Source organism: Neobacillus kokaensis (genome assembly GCF_014656545.1).
Taxonomy (GTDB): Bacteria; Bacillota; Bacilli; order Bacillales; family Cytobacillaceae; genus Neobacillus; species Neobacillus kokaensis.
On record NZ_BNDS01000011.1, the window covers coordinates 1 to 19,672 of the forward strand.

The 19,672-nt window shown below is 38.0% G+C and carries 22 protein-coding genes; 6 read left to right on the forward strand and 16 right to left on the reverse strand.

The genetic code is table 11. The features are described from left to right. Nucleotides 1-977: 977 nt before the first annotated feature. Nucleotides 978-1,781 (reverse strand): formate dehydrogenase accessory sulfurtransferase FdhD, encoded by an 804-nt coding sequence (fdhD, locus tag IE222_RS13635; protein WP_191273714.1) that lies wholly within the window; start codon nucleotides 1,779-1,781, stop codon nucleotides 978-980. Nucleotides 1,782-1,814: 33 nt separating this feature from the next. Further along, entirely contained in the window at nucleotides 1,815-1,967 is a 153-nt protein-coding gene (locus tag IE222_RS26715; RefSeq protein WP_191273716.1) for a Na-translocating system protein MpsC family protein, read from the reverse strand. A gap of 408 nt (nucleotides 1,968-2,375) precedes the next feature. Between IE222_RS26715 and IE222_RS13645 the strand changes: the two genes are divergently transcribed. From IE222_RS13645 to IE222_RS13655, 3 genes are read left to right on the forward strand one after another with little or no spacing between them, the layout of a single operon-like run. After that, a complete protein-coding gene (locus tag IE222_RS13645) occupies nucleotides 2,376-2,849 on the forward strand; it encodes a DUF2975 domain-containing protein (RefSeq protein WP_191273718.1) in 474 nt (157 codons plus the stop codon). A 15-nt stretch (nucleotides 2,850-2,864) separates the two neighbouring features. Further along, on the forward strand, nucleotides 2,865-3,344 hold the full coding sequence (locus IE222_RS13650; protein ID WP_191273720.1) for a DUF2975 domain-containing protein: 480 nt from the start codon (nucleotides 2,865-2,867) through the stop codon (nucleotides 3,342-3,344). A 15-nt stretch (nucleotides 3,345-3,359) separates the two neighbouring features. Then, nucleotides 3,360-3,575 carry a helix-turn-helix domain-containing protein gene (locus IE222_RS13655; RefSeq protein ID WP_191273722.1) on the forward strand — a complete coding sequence of 72 codons (216 nt, stop codon included), beginning with the start codon at nucleotides 3,360-3,362 and terminating at the stop codon, nucleotides 3,573-3,575. A 193-nt stretch (nucleotides 3,576-3,768) separates the two neighbouring features. Here the strand turns inward: IE222_RS13655 and IE222_RS13660 are convergent, their stop codons facing one another. The 3 genes from IE222_RS13660 to IE222_RS13670 form a co-directional block, all read right to left on the reverse strand. Beyond that, nucleotides 3,769-4,725, reverse strand: a complete 957-nt coding sequence (locus IE222_RS13660; RefSeq protein WP_191273724.1) for a DUF4145 domain-containing protein — start codon at nucleotides 4,723-4,725, stop codon at nucleotides 3,769-3,771. Nucleotides 4,726-5,061: 336 nt separating this feature from the next. After that, complete coding sequence (locus IE222_RS13665; RefSeq protein WP_191273727.1) at nucleotides 5,062-5,244, reverse strand: Fur-regulated basic protein FbpA; 183 nt, start codon at nucleotides 5,242-5,244, stop codon at nucleotides 5,062-5,064. Nucleotides 5,245-5,445: 201 nt separating this feature from the next. Further along, nucleotides 5,446-6,156, reverse strand: coding sequence for a potassium channel family protein (locus IE222_RS13670; protein WP_191273729.1), 711 nt, complete (start codon nucleotides 6,154-6,156; stop codon nucleotides 5,446-5,448). Between the two features lie 190 nt (nucleotides 6,157-6,346). Here IE222_RS13670 and IE222_RS13675 point away from each other — a divergent pair, with 190 nt between their 5' ends. Next, the gene (locus IE222_RS13675; RefSeq protein WP_191273730.1) at nucleotides 6,347-6,811 is read left to right on the forward strand and encodes a low molecular weight protein-tyrosine-phosphatase; all 465 of its coding nucleotides are present in this window, start codon (nucleotides 6,347-6,349) and stop codon (nucleotides 6,809-6,811) included. Nucleotides 6,812-6,856: 45 nt separating this feature from the next. Here the strand turns inward: IE222_RS13675 and IE222_RS13680 are convergent, their stop codons facing one another. The 3 genes from IE222_RS13680 to IE222_RS13690 all read right to left on the reverse strand — a co-directional run bounded on the left by IE222_RS13680 (nucleotide 6,857) and on the right by IE222_RS13690 (nucleotide 8,256). Further along, nucleotides 6,857-7,144 (reverse strand): putative quinol monooxygenase, encoded by a 288-nt coding sequence (locus IE222_RS13680; RefSeq protein ID WP_191273732.1) that lies wholly within the window; start codon nucleotides 7,142-7,144, stop codon nucleotides 6,857-6,859. Between the two features lie 12 nt (nucleotides 7,145-7,156). Continuing rightward, nucleotides 7,157-8,011 (reverse strand): HAD family hydrolase, encoded by an 855-nt coding sequence (locus tag IE222_RS13685; RefSeq protein ID WP_191273734.1) that lies wholly within the window; start codon nucleotides 8,009-8,011, stop codon nucleotides 7,157-7,159. A 107-nt stretch (nucleotides 8,012-8,118) separates the two neighbouring features. Continuing rightward, a complete protein-coding gene (locus IE222_RS13690; protein WP_191273736.1) occupies nucleotides 8,119-8,256 on the reverse strand; it encodes a hypothetical protein in 138 nt (45 codons plus the stop codon). A gap of 236 nt (nucleotides 8,257-8,492) precedes the next feature. Between IE222_RS13690 and IE222_RS13695 the strand changes: the two genes are divergently transcribed. Continuing rightward, nucleotides 8,493-8,744 carry an HPr family phosphocarrier protein gene (locus IE222_RS13695; RefSeq protein ID WP_191273737.1) on the forward strand — a complete coding sequence of 84 codons (252 nt, stop codon included), beginning with the start codon at nucleotides 8,493-8,495 and terminating at the stop codon, nucleotides 8,742-8,744. Between the two features lie 48 nt (nucleotides 8,745-8,792). Here the strand turns inward: IE222_RS13695 and IE222_RS13700 are convergent, their stop codons facing one another. After that, nucleotides 8,793-9,569: an arylamine N-acetyltransferase family protein gene (locus IE222_RS13700; protein WP_191273739.1), complete on the reverse strand. Its 777-nt coding sequence runs from the start codon at nucleotides 9,567-9,569 to the stop codon at nucleotides 8,793-8,795. A gap of 118 nt (nucleotides 9,570-9,687) precedes the next feature. Continuing rightward, the gene (gene purU, locus IE222_RS13705; RefSeq protein WP_191273741.1) at nucleotides 9,688-10,587 is read right to left on the reverse strand and encodes a formyltetrahydrofolate deformylase; all 900 of its coding nucleotides are present in this window, start codon (nucleotides 10,585-10,587) and stop codon (nucleotides 9,688-9,690) included. Nucleotides 10,588-10,901: 314 nt separating this feature from the next. On the opposite strand from purU, the gene IE222_RS13710 reads away from it, so the two are divergent. Continuing rightward, entirely contained in the window at nucleotides 10,902-11,612 is a 711-nt protein-coding gene (locus IE222_RS13710; RefSeq protein WP_191273743.1) for a DUF421 domain-containing protein, read from the forward strand. Between the two features lie 191 nt (nucleotides 11,613-11,803). Here IE222_RS13710 and IE222_RS13715 read toward each other — a convergent pair whose 3' ends face one another. The 6 genes from IE222_RS13715 to IE222_RS13740 form a co-directional block, all read right to left on the reverse strand. Next, nucleotides 11,804-11,977: a hypothetical protein gene (locus IE222_RS13715; protein ID WP_191273745.1), complete on the reverse strand. Its 174-nt coding sequence runs from the start codon at nucleotides 11,975-11,977 to the stop codon at nucleotides 11,804-11,806. Nucleotides 11,978-12,100: 123 nt separating this feature from the next. Next, a complete protein-coding gene (locus IE222_RS13720; RefSeq protein ID WP_191273747.1) occupies nucleotides 12,101-13,249 on the reverse strand; it encodes a DUF3800 domain-containing protein in 1,149 nt (382 codons plus the stop codon). 275 nt (nucleotides 13,250-13,524) lie between these two features. Beyond that, a complete protein-coding gene (locus IE222_RS13725; RefSeq protein ID WP_191273749.1) occupies nucleotides 13,525-14,901 on the reverse strand; it encodes an aminotransferase family protein in 1,377 nt (458 codons plus the stop codon). 262 nt (nucleotides 14,902-15,163) lie between these two features. Next, the gene (locus tag IE222_RS13730; RefSeq protein ID WP_191273751.1) at nucleotides 15,164-16,573 is read right to left on the reverse strand and encodes an APC family permease; all 1,410 of its coding nucleotides are present in this window, start codon (nucleotides 16,571-16,573) and stop codon (nucleotides 15,164-15,166) included. 102 nt (nucleotides 16,574-16,675) lie between these two features. Next, nucleotides 16,676-18,052 (reverse strand): purine-cytosine permease family protein, encoded by a 1,377-nt coding sequence (locus IE222_RS13735; protein WP_191273753.1) that lies wholly within the window; start codon nucleotides 18,050-18,052, stop codon nucleotides 16,676-16,678. A 102-nt stretch (nucleotides 18,053-18,154) separates the two neighbouring features. Next, the gene (locus IE222_RS13740; protein ID WP_191273755.1) at nucleotides 18,155-19,636 is read right to left on the reverse strand and encodes an aldehyde dehydrogenase family protein; all 1,482 of its coding nucleotides are present in this window, start codon (nucleotides 19,634-19,636) and stop codon (nucleotides 18,155-18,157) included. Between the last annotated feature and the right edge of the window lie 36 nt (nucleotides 19,637-19,672).

The following is a 19,672-nucleotide window of genomic DNA, read 5'->3' on the forward strand; positions in this document are numbered from 1 at the left end:
ATCAGGGCCTCTTTTTGACCGCTGACTCGATTTCAGACTCATCCCGGGCAGAATCAACTCTTCATTTTGACCGTTGACCTTGATTTCAGGCTCACCTCGGGCAGAATCAACTCTTCATTTTGACCGTTGACCTTGGTTTCAAATCTTCTTGGGCAGAATCAGTGACTCTTTTTGACCGGTGGCTCGATTTCAGACTCATCCCGGGCAGAAACTGTTCCTTATTTTTACCGTTGACTCGATTTCAGGCTCACCTCGGGCAGAATCAGTGACTCTTTTTGACCGTTTACCTTGATTTCAGACACCCTCATGCAGAATCAGGCCTTTTTTTTGACCGGTGACCTTGTATTCAGGCTCACCTCGGGCAGAATCAGCTCTTCTTTTTGACCGTTTACCTTGATTTCAGACACCCTCGGGCAGAATCAGGCCTTCTTTTTGACCGGTGACCTTGTATTCAGGCTCACCTCGGACAGAATCAGCTCTTCATTTTTACCGTTGACCTTGGTTTTAGGCTCACCTCGGGCAGAATCAGCTCTTCATTTTTACCGGTGACTTTGGTTTCTGTCTTACCTCGGGCAGAATCAATGCCTCATTTTCGCTGTTGACCTTTATTTACCCCTAACCTCAACCGAATTAGCATTTTATTTTTTTAAAAACTGAAATGTCATAATGAAAGATCTTAGCGAATAAGTATGTACTAGGGAAACGTAAGTCTTTACTTATTCTTGGAGAAGCCGGGGGAATGAAAATTCACTTAGGTTTGGAGGAGAATTAGGATAGAAACCGAAGTAATGATCCAGCTGCTCGCACTGATAGTGATGATCATTGGCCTGGCTACAAAAGAAAAGTAGGACATGAAATCTCAAGAAAAACGAGCCATCAAAAATTGATAGGCTCGTTTTTCTATTTAAAATTGGATTTATGATAATGCTAAATGCCTCTTTAGTGCCTACGCCTTGTTCTACCATTGGCAGTAGCCGTTAGTTCGCTAATTCAGGTATCATAATCCGTTCTGGATGTGTATAAATGTTTAATGCCTTTTTACGAATAAAACCGACAGTTGTAATACCTAGTTCCTGTGCTAAACGTAAGGCAAGTTCGGTCGGAGCAGACCTAGAAAGTACCGTACCACATTTGATTTTTGCGACCTTTAATAAGACTTCAGAGGAAATACGGCCGCTAAAGACAATCACTTTATCCTCGATTGAAATCGAATGCTTTAGACAGTAGCCATAGATTTTATCTAGGGCATTATGTCTGCCAATATCTGTTCTTGCCACAACCATGCCATTTTTATCACATAACGCCGCATTATGAACACCGCCCGTTTCTTGAAAAATCGTGGATGACTCCTGCATACTTTCCATAAGCTGAAAGCAATCATCAATCGAAAGGACTTTATGTCTTGTTTCAATAGGCTTTACGGTTCTGGCATCATTATAAAAATAGAAGCTCTGACGGCTTTTTCCGCAGCAGGAGGTCACATAGCGCTTCGAGTGAAACTGTTCATTAAATTTATTCACTCGATGTGTTGTAACAAGGACTTTGCCAATTGTTTCAATGACTTGTAATTCCTTAATATCCTCGAATCTGTTGATAATCCCCTCTGATGCCAAAAATCCGACAACGAGCTCCTCAATATGTTCCGGGCTGCAGACAAGGGTAGCGAATTCTTGTTCATTCAATATAATCGTGACCGGATATTCCGTTACAATAACATCCAGTTGAACGACCACATTTTCATAACGGAGCACCTTGTTTGTTACCTGCATTTGGTGATCCATCTTTTTCCTCTCCCTTTTCCCCTTATTTTGCTTTTAGCTCAACGGAGGACTCAAAGACAAAACAGTCATAGCGATATCTTCCTCTATATTAATATCTGAAAAAAGGCGCAGCACCTTTGCCCCTATTAATGATTCAAATTTTTCTTTGATAGACAAACGGTAATACACTGACCGCAGGAAACACATGGGGATTCATTAATGGCTTTTCTTGCCACCTCAGAAGCTGTAAGGATTATTTATCCCATCCTCTACTACCGTGGACAAGTGCGCATAATACTGCCGTTTACTTCACACATACACGTATCACAAATTTGAACAGGACCAAGAAATTCTAAATAAGAAATACGCGGATGCTGAAAGTCCTAGGAAAGAAGATAATCCAAAATCAGTGTACCTTGTTCGACCTTATGTGCAGTTCCGTTAATAAGTACATTTACTTTTTCCGACAAAATCAAACCCTTCATTATTATTTATTTTAATAAAAGGGATATGTCAATAACAATAATAATATAATTAAAAACAACATTAATTTATTGCAAAACGATAAATCTTGTATTATAGTCATTTTATCATTAAATCAGTGAGGTGCTTTAAATGAATGTTAAACAAGGTTCAACCACTTTCTTAAAAGTAATTATTTTTCTGATTGGAATTGCGGTGTTTGCTTTGTGTATCTTTTGGTTACCTGAGATAGCCATTAAAGATGCAAAGGTACATCCAGATACAGCATATTTCCTAATCCCCTTTATAGTTTGTGCATATGGATTCAGTATTACGTTTTCTGTTGCGTTGTACCAAGCATTTAAACTATTAACTTATATCGAAATGAACAATGCTTTCTCCGAGTTATCACTTAAATCTTTAAAGGTTATAAAAAAATGTGCTTTTACAGTCATTTTTCTCATTCTGTTAGGAATAGTAAGCTTAAAAGTGCTTGTTAAAGTTACAGGTGACGATGCAGCAGGTCCAATTTCACTATGTCTAATGGGTATTTTGGCAACAAGTATCATCGCAGCCATTATCAGCGTACTTCAAAAGCCATTAAAAAATTTCCTAGATAAAAAATAAAAAAGAGGTATATAAATGAAAAATGCATCCACATTGTTTTTAAAATTAGCGGTTATTCTTTTGGGAATTGCAACTCTTGCATTGTGCATATTTTTAGTGCCTAAGTTCGGGAATTTTGCTGGAGGATTGTATCCAGATTTTGCTTATATAAAATATTTCGTTTTTATCGTGATGTATGGAGCTGCTGTGCCTTTTTACTTTGCTCTCTATCAGGCTTTCAACCTTTTACGGTACATAGACGAGAAGACAGCGTTCTCGGAATTATCTGTAAAGGCGATAAAGAACATAAAGTGCTGTGCAATTACGATCAGTGGTTTGTATGTATTAGGTTTGCCACTCTTTCATTTTATAGCGAAGAAAGTTGACCCTCCTATCGGATTAATGGGACTCATCATTATTTTTGCTTCGTTGGTTATCGCCGTTCTTGCTACTATCCTCCAACGGCTTCTACAAGAAGCAATTAACATAAAATCAGAAAATGATTTAACGATTTGAGGTGGAGGATAGGATATGGCAATTATTATTAATATTGATGTGATGTTAGCAAAACGAAAAATGAGCGTAACGGAGCTCTTGGAGAAGGTTGGTAATACTATAGAGAATCTTTCCATTCTGAAAAATGGGAATGCCAAAGCGGTTCGTTTTTCAACATTAGAAGCGATATGTAAGACTTTTATATTTTGTACTCCAAAACTGAACTACTTAATAATAAGATTGTTTTTATGAAGGCGCTTATATTTTTTCCAGCTTCTTGGATTGCCGATAAAGTTAGAATCAGAATCCCCCCTGTTTTCGTAAAAAGCTATAATATTAATTTATAACCAAATTAACATGCATATTGACAACTTGTAAATAATGGGATTTATGATTTTTTGCTAAAAAGCACCAAGTGAAAAATCCACATGGTGCCTGACACCCTTTATATACTCACCTTTGAAATATCTTGTAAACTTTTTAAAAAGGAATCTAATTCTGATTCGGTTTTAAACACATACATGTAACCGTAACTAATTGGGTTATCTCCTTTATTTTTTTCTTTAGGAAATTGTCTTAACGCTGTACTGCTGCGAAGTTTACCTGTACTCTTTAATTCCTCGTGCTTTTCCACAAAGACTGGGTTTAGCACAATGCTTGTTTCTTTATTGTCTAGCATGTACACCATTTCATAGCTTAGTTTATGTTTAAACTCCACTGCTTTTCGGGTTTCATAGGATATAAAATAATTATTCTCATCAAAAACCCTGCAAAAGCTCTCTTTTTCTTTGCTTAATGGGTGTATAACCCCTTCTCTAGTTTGGCGCGGGGCTTTTTGTTGATTTTCTACTTGTGCTTTAGCAGCTGAATCCTCTACAGAATGATTTGTCCTTTCGTTCTCCAGCTTAATGGCTCCCATTTGCCGCTGCACCTCTTCTCTAATCCGGTCATCCAAATCTTCCTTTGAAATTGGACTTGGATTGGTTTGAATAGGAAGTTTATAGGCCGGAGCTTCAAAATCATAGCTGACATATACCTGCATGTACCAAACACTAATTTCAAATAATTGCTTATGAGCCTCCAGCACATCTTTTGTCTCGATTTCTTGTACATTGTGCGCCGCTTTGTTCCCCATTTTTCGAATCCACTCAAGCTTTGAATAAATTTCCTCATTAATGATATCCTGACGATATAATTTATGTATTCTTTCAGCCGGCTTTAATGGGTATACCTTCTCTAACTCCTCTTTTTGACTGATTATTTTAACTAGCTCCTCAGTATATAATCGGGCCTGAATTAACGTCGCATGCGCCTGCTCAAACAATTGATCCTCTATCTTCCCTGCCAAATCAGCCAGGTCGGTTGAAAATTGTCTAACAAAATCAAATAAACGGTAGCTCATGGTTTCCTCCATTAAAAAAGCATTTTTATTAGTATGATAGTATCATATTTTTATTAAATAAGACCTGATTTTTGAAAATGAATAAGAATTGCGTTCCAACTGGCTATCTACAATGAAAAAATCCGTTATATGCAAGAAGTGATCTCATTGATTAACGAAGAACTAAATATTACATATTCCTGGATAACCTTTTTAAACCCGACGGAAACCCCAATTTTCACAGCTACTGTGAAAAAAGAAATGCCATTGACATTGAAGAGTAAGGAATAGAAGAGTAAAGGGTGTCAGGCACAATGTGAATTTTTCACATTGTGCCTGACACCCCTCTTTTTATTCCTATATCCATTGAATAGAGCTAAACTCGCCGTGCGGATGGTGTTGAAGTTTAAATCTACGATATTCGTATTCTAATTTTGAAAGCGACATTTCGTAAAGCTGTTTGTCCTCTTTATCATATACATTAAAAAAGACTAATTTATTTATAAGCTTTTGCTTCTTTTTTTCAGCATTATTTCTCATTAGAAACACTCCCCTAATTTGTATATGTTTCTTTCTTGTATCGTTAATGATTAACTTTAAAGACTGGTCGGTTTATTTATTAATTTTATTATAAACTCATAATTCCTATCTGTAAAGTATGAATTAAGAATATTATCTCTTCCATTGAAAAAAACACCATGTGAATTTTTCACATGGTGCCTGACACCTTTTCAATGTCCCTTACTTATTATGCTCCTTCTGGTATGCCTTCAGCTGTTCAATCATGACGAGAAGTTCCGGTTCGGTTATAGACGGATAGTCATCGATTTTGTCCCTTACATACTTGAGTTGTTCGGGGAGGTCACCGGTTTTGTTTGAAAAGAATGAGGCTACCGTTCCGGTTACAACCCCGATTAACCCGATTCCGACGAACATCAGCACACTCGCGATAATTCGGCCAACATCTGTTTCGGGGTACAAATCCCCATACCCCACAGTTGTTGTTGTTACGACTGTCCACCATAGAGCATCTCCATAGCTTTCAAAGCTTGGTTCAATCCAGGTCATCGGTATCGCAGTTAAAAAAAGGAGGGCAACAACTGAAACAAATAATTTATCCAGGCGATATTTTTCAATTAGCAGATCAAAAATGGAATTGTTTCTTTTTATAACGAGGATGAGCCTTATTAAGCGTACTAAACGGATTAAACGGATTGCTCTAAATAACTGATCAACGGGGATTAGGGCAAGGAGCTCAATCGGATGACTTTTAACAAATTCCCATTTATTCTTACTCAAAAATAGTCGAATTAGATAATCAGCGGCAAAAAGGCCCCAAACAAACCAGCCCAACACTAGATCTTCACGTTCAGGCAATTCAGCAGCTATGGAAAAAATAATAAGTCCCGCAAGTAAACATTCATAAATAAAACCAATCTTCTTTTTTGACAAACTACCACCTCAACACTACAAATTTCCCTTTCTATTTTAAAGGAAAAACTTCTGTGATAACAAGGGGAGATTTTCTAACGAAAATACGACCGCAAAAATTGCAACACGCCTCCGCATATAATCGTTTCACTTTATTCCTTTTCCATCTTCTACTATTATAGGTAGTAAAGAATGTAAAGGAGTTTATCACATGATTAATGTATTGTTCGTTTGTCTCGGCAATATCTGCCGTTCCCCGATGGCTGAAGCTTTATTTCGGGACTTAGTAAAAAAGGAAAAGCTGGAGGATCAAATTTCGGTCGATTCCGCCGCTACCAGCTCATGGCATATTGGCTCGCCTCCCCATAATGGAACACTTGCAATTTTAAAAAAATACAACATTTCATCCGAGGGTCTGACCGGCCGGCAATTAACGAAAGATGACTTTGAAAAGTTCGATTATATCATCGGGATGGACGAAAGCAACACAAAAAATATCGCCTCCATTACCGGCCAGCCAAAACACCCAAAGATCATCCGCTTACTTGATCTAACGGATCACTACAAAGACGTTCCCGACCCTTATTACACCGGTGACTTCCAGGAAACATACGACCTTGTATCCGAAGGGTGCCAGGCACTTCTTAGAAAAATACGGAAAGAACATGGCTTATAAATAAGAAAAATGCTGCGGCTTAATGGCTGCAGCATTTTTTTCAATCTATTTGATTTCCCTATAAATATTGAGCTCTCCGCTCTCCCGAAGTTTCTTGAGTTCAGGTAAAATTCTTACCATATGAGCACTTTGATTATGCTGCTCTAACGCCTTTTCATCTTCCCATTCCTCGAGCATCGTAAAGATAGCAGGATCCTTAATATCCTGATGAAGGGCATAATATAGGCAGCCGTTTTCTTTTCTTGTTTCAGCAACGAGTTCTTTTGCCAGCATGATATAATCTTCTGGATTTACATCTGATTTTAACTTTGCTTTTGCAACTACTTTAATCATTGTAACCCTCTCCTAAGCTCTAAATTTTTCTTTCAAATAATAGTAAACCCCGTCATCGTCACAAGTGAATTCCGTGACGTCATCGGTGATTTCTTTTACGCGGTCGGATGCATTTTTCATTGCTACGGCATAACGCACCAGCTTTAGCATAGGCAAATCATTATCACTGTCCCCGATTGCCATCGTCTCATCCTCAGACAATCCAAAGCGCTTTAACATTTGCTGAACACCTGTTGCTTTGTTCACGTTTGCCACCATCACCTCGGCATTGTGCTCTGAAGAGATTGACATCGTAAAGTCGATTTCTTTTTGTAATTCCTCGAGCTCTTTTTTCCAGTTATTGATATGCTCTTTTGTTCTGGCAAAAAAATAAAATTTTGAGAACGCAGTTCCTTCAATATGATTTTTCCATTCAATTCTTTCCGAGATAGCTTCTTTTCTTGAAGACCACTCATTAATTCCGACAGTTTCCGGCTTAGGGTCACGGATTTCTGCTTCCACATACGCTTGGTCTTGTTTAAGCGTAATCCGAGGGGCGCCATATGGAAAAAGTTCATAGTACACCTTTTGGGCCCTGGCTTTTTCAATAATAGTTTCTACCAGATTAAGGGGAAGTGTTTGCTTAAAAACAACATCTTTCCCTGCGTATCCCACCATACCGTTTGAAGCCACAACCCCATCTACTTGAAAGCCAGGCGGCACGAGTTCGGCAATTTCTTCAAATGCCCGGCCGGTAGCAATAAAAATACGAAATCCTCGCTCACGCAGTTCATCAATCATTTCTTTTGTCCGTAATGTAACCTTATTTTGATGATTTAGGATCGTCCCGTCCATATCTAAAAATATTGCTTTTGGCTGAAATTTCAAATTTATTTCCTCCAACTATGTATAAAGTGCCTGTTCCCCATCACTTTAATGGATTACAACAATGGGGTCAAGCACCAGCAATTTTCAAGAAAATCTTTCATGTTCTCTTATTGTTTTTTAATTGGTGTTACGACAGCATACAGACTTTCGGTTAGATCCGTTACATTCCACTCAATAATCTTATAGCCGTTTTCTCCATCTTTACATTCATTTCGCTTAGTGGTAATGATTTTAATGTCTTTCATCCTACTACTTCCTTCCTGATATTTCTCACACAGAAGTTACTATATGCGGAAGGTGGAAATGTGTGCATTTTTTTAAAAATCTTAAATGATTATTTATCAACCCTTAGAGAAATTTTTCCATAATACCTATTTTTTCATAAAGTGATTTTATTTCCAGAAAATGAAGCATTTTTTACGTTTCAGTTTCATACATAAGAAGGGTGTATTGAGAAAAGCTCACCTAGGAGGACAGCATAATGATTAAACAATCAGTAAGAATCAATAAAAAGGCCGGATTGTATGCGAAACCGGTCAATCAACTGGTACAAACAGCTTCAGAGTTTAACGCGGATATTTACCTTATTTACAATGACCGCAGGGTTAATGTAAAATCAGTACTCGGTATCCTATCATTAGCGATTCCAAATCAATCAGAAGTTACAATAGAAGCTTCTGGTGAGGATGAAAAAGAGGCTCTTAAGAACATCATCCATTTTCTAGAAAGTTGAAATAGGTGGCACCATGTGAATTTTTCACATGGTGCCTGACACCTAAACTTACATCCCGAAATGTTCCTTAGCTAATTCTTTGAATCTAGCTTGATCAATGTTTTCTTTCGTTACATTTCCGTCCATCCATTGTGTGAAGGTGGAGTCTGTTAGGGTGATGTTTCCGCTTTCTGTTAGACGGGTTAGTAATGGGTGCTTGTTAAAGGAAGATTCCGGATGTTCGGTGATGATGGTCTGGATTTCATTTAAATTCGCTGAGTCCTTTAAAGGATTTCTTGAATCAAATGCATAGCCAGTTCTCCAATCAGAGTCCTTATGTTTTAATTTCATTTCCAAAACATAGTCTCCCTGCTCGATGTCCGCCTTTTTAATCCTAAATTCCCCGTTACTTGAAGAAACTGTTTCACCCGACAAAGGCACCGGTTTTAAAGGTAAATTTCCACCAAACCCAGTATCAATTAAATACCTCTCTCCCTCGTAATCTAATAGTATCGCTACATGCGTCCGGCCCAGTGTTGTATACTCCTCTCTACCTTGATTGAAAACAACACCAGTTACTAAAGCCGCATTAAAACCATGTTCCAATAAATAATAGTAGAGAAGCGGATTTAATTCATAACACAAACCGCCCTGATTTTTTTCTAGTATTTTGTTCGTTAAGTTCTCCTTCGTAACCTCACGCTGGTTACCACCCATAATCGCTCTATTTTCAAATGGAATACTTGTAGCTGTTTTTTCAAGAACTTTATTTAACTTTTCAAAAGTGATCTTTTCATTTTCCCAAATTCCGATCCTTTGATGAAATAAAGAGGCTAGCTTACTCATTTTGAATCCTCCAAACTTTAAATGACCTATTTACTATACTAATAGTACCATCATTCAAACAAAAAGGGCCAATTCCTTGGCGTATGAACGCACAGTGGAACTGACCCAACCATTTTGCTTAAAAAACAATCGTTTTATTTTGGTGGACAATAATCCGGTCTTCGAGATGCCATTTTACCGCGCGCGCCAATACGCTTCGTTCAATCGCTCTTCCCTTTTTCTTCAATGTATCAACATCGGAACGGTGGTCGACGCGGGCAATATCCTGTTCAATAATTGGTCCTTCATCCAAATCATCTGTCACATAATGGGCGGTTGCACCAATTAATTTTACACCGCGGCCGTGGGCACGTTCATATGGTCGGGCGCCAATAAAAGCCGGCAGGAAGGAATGGTGAATGTTGATAATCTTTTTCGGATTAGCTGACACAAATTTAGGCGTTAAAATTTGCATATAACGAGCTAAAACAATCACATCAATATCGAACTCTTTAAGAAGCTGCAATTGCTGCTCCTCCACCTGCTCACGAATATCCTTATTGGCTGGAATATAATAGAAAGGAATATTTAAACCCTCAACCACATCCCGGGCTGCTTCATGATTACTGATGACTAAGGCGATATCGGTCATTAAATCGCCGCTTTGCCATTCCCATAAAAGCTCGAGGAGACAATGAAGCTCTTTTGAAACGAATATTGCGGTCCTTTTCACCTTATAAACAGGTGTTAAACGCCAATCCATGGAAAACTTCGCTGCTATTTCGCTAAACTCCTCGGCCATCTGATTTTCTTTATCCTTTAAAAATGGACATTCAAACTCAATCCGAATGAAAAATTCGCCGCCTTCTGGATTGGTTGAGTACTGACTGGATTCAATAATATTGGCATTATGCGAAAATAAAAATTGTGAAATGGCTGATACTATTCCAGGCTGGTCCGGACAACTGACCAATAAACGGCCGCGATTCTGATTTTGAAGCCTAAATTGTTCAACTTGCTCTTTGATCAATGAGTTCATCTGTTCGATTTCCTTCCCCTTTTTAATGAAAACCATTATACATTAGAATTGATTAGTTTGTTAAGAATTTTTATAAAAATAATTTTATCACCACGACGCGTTGAAGTATTAACTCATTTAATGAAAGCTGTACTTATAAATTTTTAATCACAATGGCTATCGTTATATCACACATCCTACAAACTTAGCTGTAATAATCAACCCAGGGACTTTACTTATTTTACGACTTTCCAAATAAATCCTTAGAAATATGCACATATTATATAGGGAATTTTAGGGTGATTTTTGAAAATTATTTTGAGGATGAGAAAGTTATGGAAGAGATTGTCCACGCCATCGTTCGTACAGTTGTCTCCATCTCCATTGTAATGGTTTTTTCCACATGGTTTGGAAAACAACTTAACGCTCATATTAACCTTTATAATTTTGCGTTGTCGATTATTATTGGTTCATTTATTGCCAATATGGGATTTGATATCAATTTAAAATTCCTCCCAATGCTCGCCGCCTTTTTAACTCTCGTTTTAATCTTTTTTTTGTTTTCTTTTATTTCATCCAAGAGTCGGATTATTCGCAAATGGTTATCCGGCAGACCCGTGGTGATCGTCGAAAACGGCAAGATTCTAGATGATAACATGAAAAAAATCAGGTATACACTTGATGATTTTAACCAGCAGCTACGTGAATTGGGGATCTTCAATATCATTGAAGTTGAATTTGCCATCTTGGAGGTAAGCGGAAAATTATCTGTTATGAAAAAAACAAAATATCAAAATGCCACAAAACAAGATGTAAATCCAGCTATTCAAAATGAAGAATTCAACTTTCCAAAAGAGCTCATCATGAATGGAAAAATAATTAAAAAGAACATTGATGCACATTTTTCAAACGCATGGCTGATGAATCAACTAAACCAAAGAAACATGAAATTAGCAGATGTCCACTACGCCGTCATTTCCTCCACCGGACATCTATTTATAGACCATTATCAGGACCGCATAGCGTCACCCCTTGACAATGAATAAATGAATCTTGGACGTCAAGTAGGTGTCAGGCACCATGTGAAAAATTCACCTGTCTAGCTCCAGCGCTTAGCTCCTCGAGTAATAAGCCAATCCGTCCAAAAGGTTAAAAAGCAACCTTTAGGCCGGCTCGCCTTATGCTTGTCGGAGCTGAACAAAGCGCTGGAGCTTTTCTTGGTGCCTGACACCTACTCTCATTTTGCGAACATTATTTGCATTTCATTTTCCGCTTCAATCATTCTTCCGAAGCGGTAGCCTTCTATTAATACATGCCTTTCGTGGTCATTTAGACGGCGGTTCCATTTTGTTTCTAGATAGAGTATTACTTCATTGTAGAAAATGTCGGGATATTGAAAAGGTTCTTTCATGAACGACTCACCTCATTGTCAAAATAAATTCAATATCTCCAGTCTTGTCTACTTTTCCTATTTATATGATGATAAAAACAAAAAAACAGCCACCCTCTCGAAGGTGGCTGGCACTCTTTTCATTTATTTGATACCCATCTTGCTCATATCAATCACCTTTTTCAGGTATCCATACTCCTTTTCCTCCAAAATATCCACTTCGTTGTTTGTAGCCAGGAGAATTTGATCCCTGCACTTTGCTAACCGTTGAATCATTGGAAATATCGTTAAACTGGAGCGGTTCACGAAATCATATAAATCGTTCAAGCGTGCCGGCAGCTTGTATCCTTTAGAGCTGCTGGCAATAATGACACCGCTGTCACGGAGCTTGGATACGATGTTGGAACGGAAAAAATGCTGATTAATTTTTATATCCCTTATGGCATTTAAGTTATCGAGAATCTCCTGTGTATAAACATATTCATCTGGATTTTCTTTCAAATGAAATAAAAGGAACTTTAAAAAATCAATCCGCAGCCGTTCATCTTCATCTTCAGTCTTTTTATGTTTTTCAATATAGTTATAGGTTAATGTTACTGCCTGTTTGATAATGATTTCTTCATATTGGGATTCTTGATGGTTTGATTTGTAGTCATACAGAAAGTGTTTATAATCTTGAGGTAATAAATTGATCGCGGCTATTTTATGTTTTATTAATTTGAATAATGTCCGATATTGAACAGAATAATGGGTTTGGTCATACCCTTTTGCAAGAACCCCTGCCATAAGGTTGGCTAGTTGTAAAAGCAAGTCCGATTCGGTCTGATTGAAGCCGAAAACAGAATAATTAAATAAATCTGGAATACTGTTCGTTTTTACATAATGCTGAAACTCTCGTAAAAATGGTTTCGAATCTTGTGTGTCTGCAACTAAGTCGAGCTGCTCGAAACTCCGATTAAGATCCTCATAAATCATACGATTAACATACCTAATAAACGGCTTTGAATGCATCACACCGCTTTCTTCTCTTATTTTTTGCTTATCAACAACATACGCATAAATGCTAAAAGGTAAATCCTTAAGTTCGGTTAAGATTTGAACAAGGTCCTCATCGGTAAATGTTGTACTGTCCTGAAACCAGTGCAGCCTTCGCATTTCTGATTCCAATATTGTTAAGTTAGAATCCTTAACGAGAATAGAAACGATTATAAAATGCGTTGACACACCCTGATGACTAAAGTCAAACCGATCATCCCCAAATTCATCGATAAACGCATACTGAATCTCTTCCATGACCCCCGCCCCCAATTTACACATTATCCTTTCTATACAATTTCAACACAATGTCTAAAGAAACCTTCTTTTATCTAAAAAGGGTGTCAGGCACCAAAAAAAGCTCTAACGCTTTGTTCAGCCCCGACATGCATAAGACGAGCCGATCCTAAAGGCTGCTCTTTAACCTTTTGGACGGATTGGCTTATGACTCGAGGGGCTAAGCGCTGGAGCTAGACATGTGAAAATTTCACATGGTGCCTGACACCCTAAAAATGTTCAATTTTTTACTATCCTTAAAGAGTTTTCTCAAATGCTGTTAATGCATCATCGACAATGCTGATAATTTCTTCTACTTCTTCTTTATTAATAATGAGAGGTGGAGCAATTGCTACGATATTCTTACCCTCTTCAAAATCGGCAGCTCTCAAGATTAGCTTATTATTAAAGCAATGTTCAACAACAAACGCCGCTGCGCGAATTGATTGCTCAAATGGTGTATCGGTATCAGGATCTGCCTGTAAATCAAAACCGGCCAGCAATCCAATTGCTCTTGGCTTTGCAAAATGCTTATGTTTATTAGCTAAATAATCAAAACCATTCTTAAGGACCAATTCCATATTTTTCGCGTTCCCAATCAGGTTATCTCGTTCAATAATTTCCAAATTTTTCAATGCTACAGCACATGCCGTCGGATGACCGCTATACGTAAAACCGTGACCTAGAATCTGGTCATGTTCATTTAGAGTATCCCTAATTTCTTTATTAACCAAGACCCCTCCCAGCTGGGCATAACCGCTGGTAATTCCTTTAGCTACACTCATGATATCTGGTACAACGTCCCAGTTATCAACACCAAACCACTGACCTGTACGACCAAATCCGCAAATGACTTCATCAGCAATAAGCAGAATTTCATTTGCTTTACATAGGTCTTTGACTGCTTTTAGATAACCATCTGGAGAAACATGAACACCGCCCGCACCTTGAATTGGCTCCAAAATTACCGCAGCAATATTCTCTGCCCCCACTTTTTCAATAGTATCTCGAATACAGCCTTCATAATTTGAATCCGTTTTATCGCCTAACTCACAATTCGTCACATGCCCTCTTGCATTAATAATGTCTATATCTCTAGAGCCAGCAAAATTATGGAAGGCTTCAATTCCAGTAGCGGAACCTGCAGAAACAGTTGCCCCGTGATAGCTGCGGGTAATAGAGATAATTTTCTTTTTCGTTTGACGGCCTTTTAAATTCCAATAGAATCTTGCTAGTTTAAATGCTGTGTCATTAGATTCTGATCCGCCAGAAGTATAGAAAATCGCACATAAATCACCAGGAGCAACAGAGACAACCTTTTGAGCCAACCTTACTGCATTTGGGTTCGAATAGCTGTAGAATGAAGAACTGTAAGCGATGGTGCTTAGTTGATCATATGCCGCTTTGGCTAGCTCTTCATTTCCATGTCCTAAATTCACATTCCAAAGCATTGAAACACCGTCTATATAAGTGTCCCCTTTAACATCTGTCACCCGAATTCCTTTACCCTCTTGAAAAATAATTTTCGGACCTTTTTCCTGAAATAACTTAGGAACAGTCGTAGGGTGTAAGTAGTGCTTCTTATCCAATTCGATAAGTTCTTGAATTTCGGATAAAGTTTGAGAGATTGTCATAGAATAAAGCCTCCTAAAAATTTATTGAAGCAGAGATTCAGCCCTCCAATTTATTTCTTAAGTAGATATCACTATGTGTAAAGATTAGAAGAAATATAGGTTTAGGTATGACTTAATCCAGCAATTTTCTAATCTTATTAAAGGATAAAATCTCTAACTATTCCTTAATTTAACTATACCTACTACAAAAAGGTTTGTCAATTGTAAATATTTTATATATTCGGAAAATTAATATCGTTATCTTATTACATGGCCTCCACCCTCACATTATTTTACTATTTACTTGTTCCACTTCTCCCTCCGCTTCTTCGGTATGGCTGATCAATACGTCAATCGGTGTTGTTTCAAAGACCCCTTTTTTCATTACGAACTTTACCCACCATAAAGAATACACTACTGTTAACGTTAAAAATATTATTGTATAGGTGTAAATGTTCATTTTAATAGTTGGGTCCGGGAATATATTAAAGATTACATACAACATTCCGACTATACCAATTATTTGGAACGTAAAACCGAACGGTGATTTGAACCCTCTTTTTATATTAGGATATTTAAGTCGTAAAATGATTACATTTAAATGGGCAATGATATAGGCAACCATCCAGCACAGACACCCAGCCAAAATAAATGTGGTAATCGACGAACTATTCGTTATTCCAATCAGTAAGAAGAACACAAACAGTAATGACATGAAGAGAATTGCAACCCAAGGAATCCCCCAGCGATTTAACTTACTAAAAACTTTCGGCATTTGACCTTCTAATGCCATTGCGTAAAGCATCCTTGATATGGAACTTATAAGAGTGTTTAACGTACTAGATGTCGCAAGAATTGTGACAATTCCCATCCAAATTAGTCCTGTGTCACCTAACATGGCTTTAGCAGCCTCAACATGTGGTGAAGCCGATTCCGCCAAACCTTCTAATGGAGCGTACTTGATCGAAGCGAATCCAAAGATAGTGTCAGCAATGAAAATAATAACCAAACCTAAAATCATCGATAAGGGGATATAGATTTTTGGTTTCTTAATTTCCTCAGCCAGCGGCGTAACAAACTCTACCCCTACGAAGAGCCAAAAGGCTAAAGCTGTTAAACTTAACACACCCCATCCCATTGGATTAAAATCTAGTGTATTTGTCACTGGGGTCCCGGTGGCATTTCCTGTTAACCCCATAATCCCGAGTGTAACTGTGGATCCTATTAATAGGGTAGTTAATATCGTCTGCGTCCAACTAAAAACCTTAACACCAAATAAGTTACTAATACCTAGTAAAAGAACGACTACAATGGATACTAATTCTGGATTAATGTTTACTGAAAAGACTTCTGTCACAATAAATCCTGAAATAGCCGCTTCCGCACTTCCTGCAAAAATAGTAACCAGCACATAGCCGCTTATGACGGCAACCATTCCTACAAACGGTCCCATAGCTGGCAGTGTAAAATGATTGATTCCCCCGGCACGCGGAATAATTCCTGACAATTCAGCAAAAGAAAATGCAACACATAGATTGAGGAATAAGGCAAATAGCATAGCAATAATGAAACCTTTACCACCTATACCAAAGCCCTGACCTAATGATACTAACGCACTAGAGCTTACGACAATCCCGACAGCTGTTGCCACAGCCCCCCATAATCCTAATGACCTTACTAAGTGCTTACTCAATAGTAGAATTCCCCCTTCATTTGAAATAGGTTGCTAATACAAAATAGGGTCTCATTATAACGAAATTCTTTTTTCAAGGTTGGTTTAGTATGAATGATGGTCTTAAACAGATGTCTCACTAGTCGAAGTAATATAGGTTCTTTTCTTCATTTTTTCGTAGCCTAAATACAAGCAAAGGGAGAGGATAATCCCTATTACCCATGCAATGTCTAACCCGCCCATCATTTTTGAGACAGGCCCTTGGTAGATCCCCGTATTGGTAAAAGGAATTTGACTAATGACTGTTATAAGATAAATGATGATTGAGCTGCGGCGTAACTTACCAAAAATACCATTTTTCTCCACGAAATCTTCAGGCTTAAAATTTTGCCGTTTAAGGAGGTAAAAATCGGTTAAATTAATAACACTCCAGGGAACAATAAAGAAAAGGATAAATCCAAGATAAAGCTGAAAATAGCCCATAAAATTACCAGCCCCAACAGTAGCAGCCAATGCTAAAAGCACCCCAACCAGGAGAGAAGCTAGAACACGTATTTTGATAGTCGTAGTGAATTTAACGAAATTACTGGCTATAGATAAGAGGATGATCCCTGCCCCGTAAATATTTAATGAATTGATGACAATCAATCCTAAAGATAACAAAATGACAATAACAGTTCCCAAACCACCGCCTAATTCCTTTATTTGTCCCATCACATTACCGTCAACAACCATCGTTGCAATAGCTGCACCTAACAGCATCAGCCAAGTCGAGCTAAGAAAACTCCCTAAATAGCTATAAGCAAATGTTTTTTTAGACTCCTTTGGATGCATATATCTTGAATGGTCTGACACGTAGGGACCATAAGTGATTTGCCACGTAATTGAAATCGAGGTAGCAAGTAAAAAGTGACTAAAGGAAAAACCGCCGCGATTGAGCATTTCCATTGAGATATTCGTAAGCACAAGGAACGTTAAAATAATAAAAATAATCGTGTAAACGATGGTGTATATTTTCATTGATTTTTGAATCAGACCTTGCCCATATATTGCTAATAACACCATCGGTATGAGGCTGACAAGTACAGTTCCATTAACATTAATCCCCAAGGTTTCATTAATTCCCTGACCAACTAACACAGTATTACTTGCTCCGTATCCCATATACATAATAAAGACGATCAACATTGGCAGGATGACGCCAAAATATCCAAACTGAGCTCTGCTTTGCATCACTTGCGGAATACCAAGCTTTGGACCTTGTGCAGAATGGAGGGCCATGACAGTGGCACCTAACGCATGGCCGAGAATAATGGATAATGCTGCCCACCAAAAATTCAATCCAATCACTATAGCCAATGCTCCCGTAACTAATGTGGTAGAAACTGTATTGGCAGCATACCAAGTAAAGAATAATTCCTTTGGTTTCCCTCTCCGCTCTTCTAATGGGATATATTCGTAACTTTTTTGTTCAATAGAATTTGAATGTTGATCCGCCAATTTATCACTTCCTTATCATTTTTATATTTTTACATAAGAAAGGCTTCCATAAGAAGATAATCCTATACTATCCTTCTATTCTTGGAAGCCTCTCCATTAAAATTACTGTAAATTAATCCATACACTTTTTACCTCGGTATAATTTTCCAAGGCATAAGAACCCATATCACGACCAAAACCAGATTGTTTATATCCCCCAAACGGTGAAGCAGGATCCACCATACTGTAACAGTTAACCCATACGTTTCCGGCTTTAAGACGATTCGCAATATAATGCGCATTTTTTACATTTTCTGTCCATACACCTGCAGCTAATCCATATGGTGAATTATTGGCGCGGTCTATAATTTCATCAATATCATCGTATGGCATAGCCACAACAACTGGTCCAAATATTTCTTCTCTAGCAATTCTCATACCTTCAGATACGTCGGCAAAAATGGTTGGTTTCACAAAATAGCCTTCTCCGGCTTTTTCTCCGCCTGAAAGACATGCTGCCCCTTCATTCCTGCCAATTTCAATATAATTTAACACTCGTTCCTGCTGCTCAATGGATACGAGTGGTCCCATTTGAGTATCTTCGTTTAAACCATTACCTAATTTCACTTTTTCAGCAAACGAGGCTAAATCTGCGACAACATTGTCATATGATTTCTTTTGAATATAAACACGTGAACCTGCACTGCAAATTTCACCTTGGTTTGTCATTATTCCTGAAAAGACACCTGGTACTGCCTTTGACATATCGGCATCTGGCAAGATAATGTTAGGGGATTTTCCACCTAATTCTAAGGAAACACGCTTCATTGTATTAGCAGCTTCACGCATAATTAATTTGCCTACTTCAGTAGAACCGGTAAAGGCAATTTTATTAACATCGGGATGTTTTACAAGGCTTGCCCCAGCGGTTTCACCGAATCCCGGAACAATATTAATAACTCCTTCTGGAAAACCTACTTCTTGAATTAATTTCCCTAAATATAATGCCGTTAAGGGAGTTTGTTCAGCTGGTTTTAATACCACTGTACAACCAGTTGCAAGTGCGGGAGCTACTTTCCACGAAGCAATCATCAATGGGAAATTCCAAGGTATAATTTGCCCGGTTACTCCTACCGGTTCGTGGCGCGTGTAGTTGAAGAAAGAACCCGACACTGGTATCGTTTGACCCGTAATTTTAGTAGTCCACCCAGCAAAATACCGAAACTGATCAATTGTACCTGGTAAATCTATGATCCTAGCTTCATTTATTGGCTTTCCATTATCAAGCGTTTCTAATTGGGCAAGCTCTTCTTTATGTTCCTCGATTCGATCCGCAAGTCGATAAATCAAATGACCTCTTTGGGCAGCACTCATTTTTGACCATGGACCTTGTTCAAACGCTCTCTTAGCTGCCTGGACTGCTTTATCGATATCCCTTTCATCGCCCTCACTTACAATAGCCAACACTTCGCCAGTGGCAGGATTATAAGTATTAAAAGTTTTACCAGATTCAGCCTCAACGAACTCCCCATTAATAAATAATTTTTTAGTACCTTTTAAGAATTCTGCAACTCTAGGCAACAATGATAATGTCTTAGTATTCATTAAAATCCCCCTCTATTCGTAACTGAATGCTCTAAA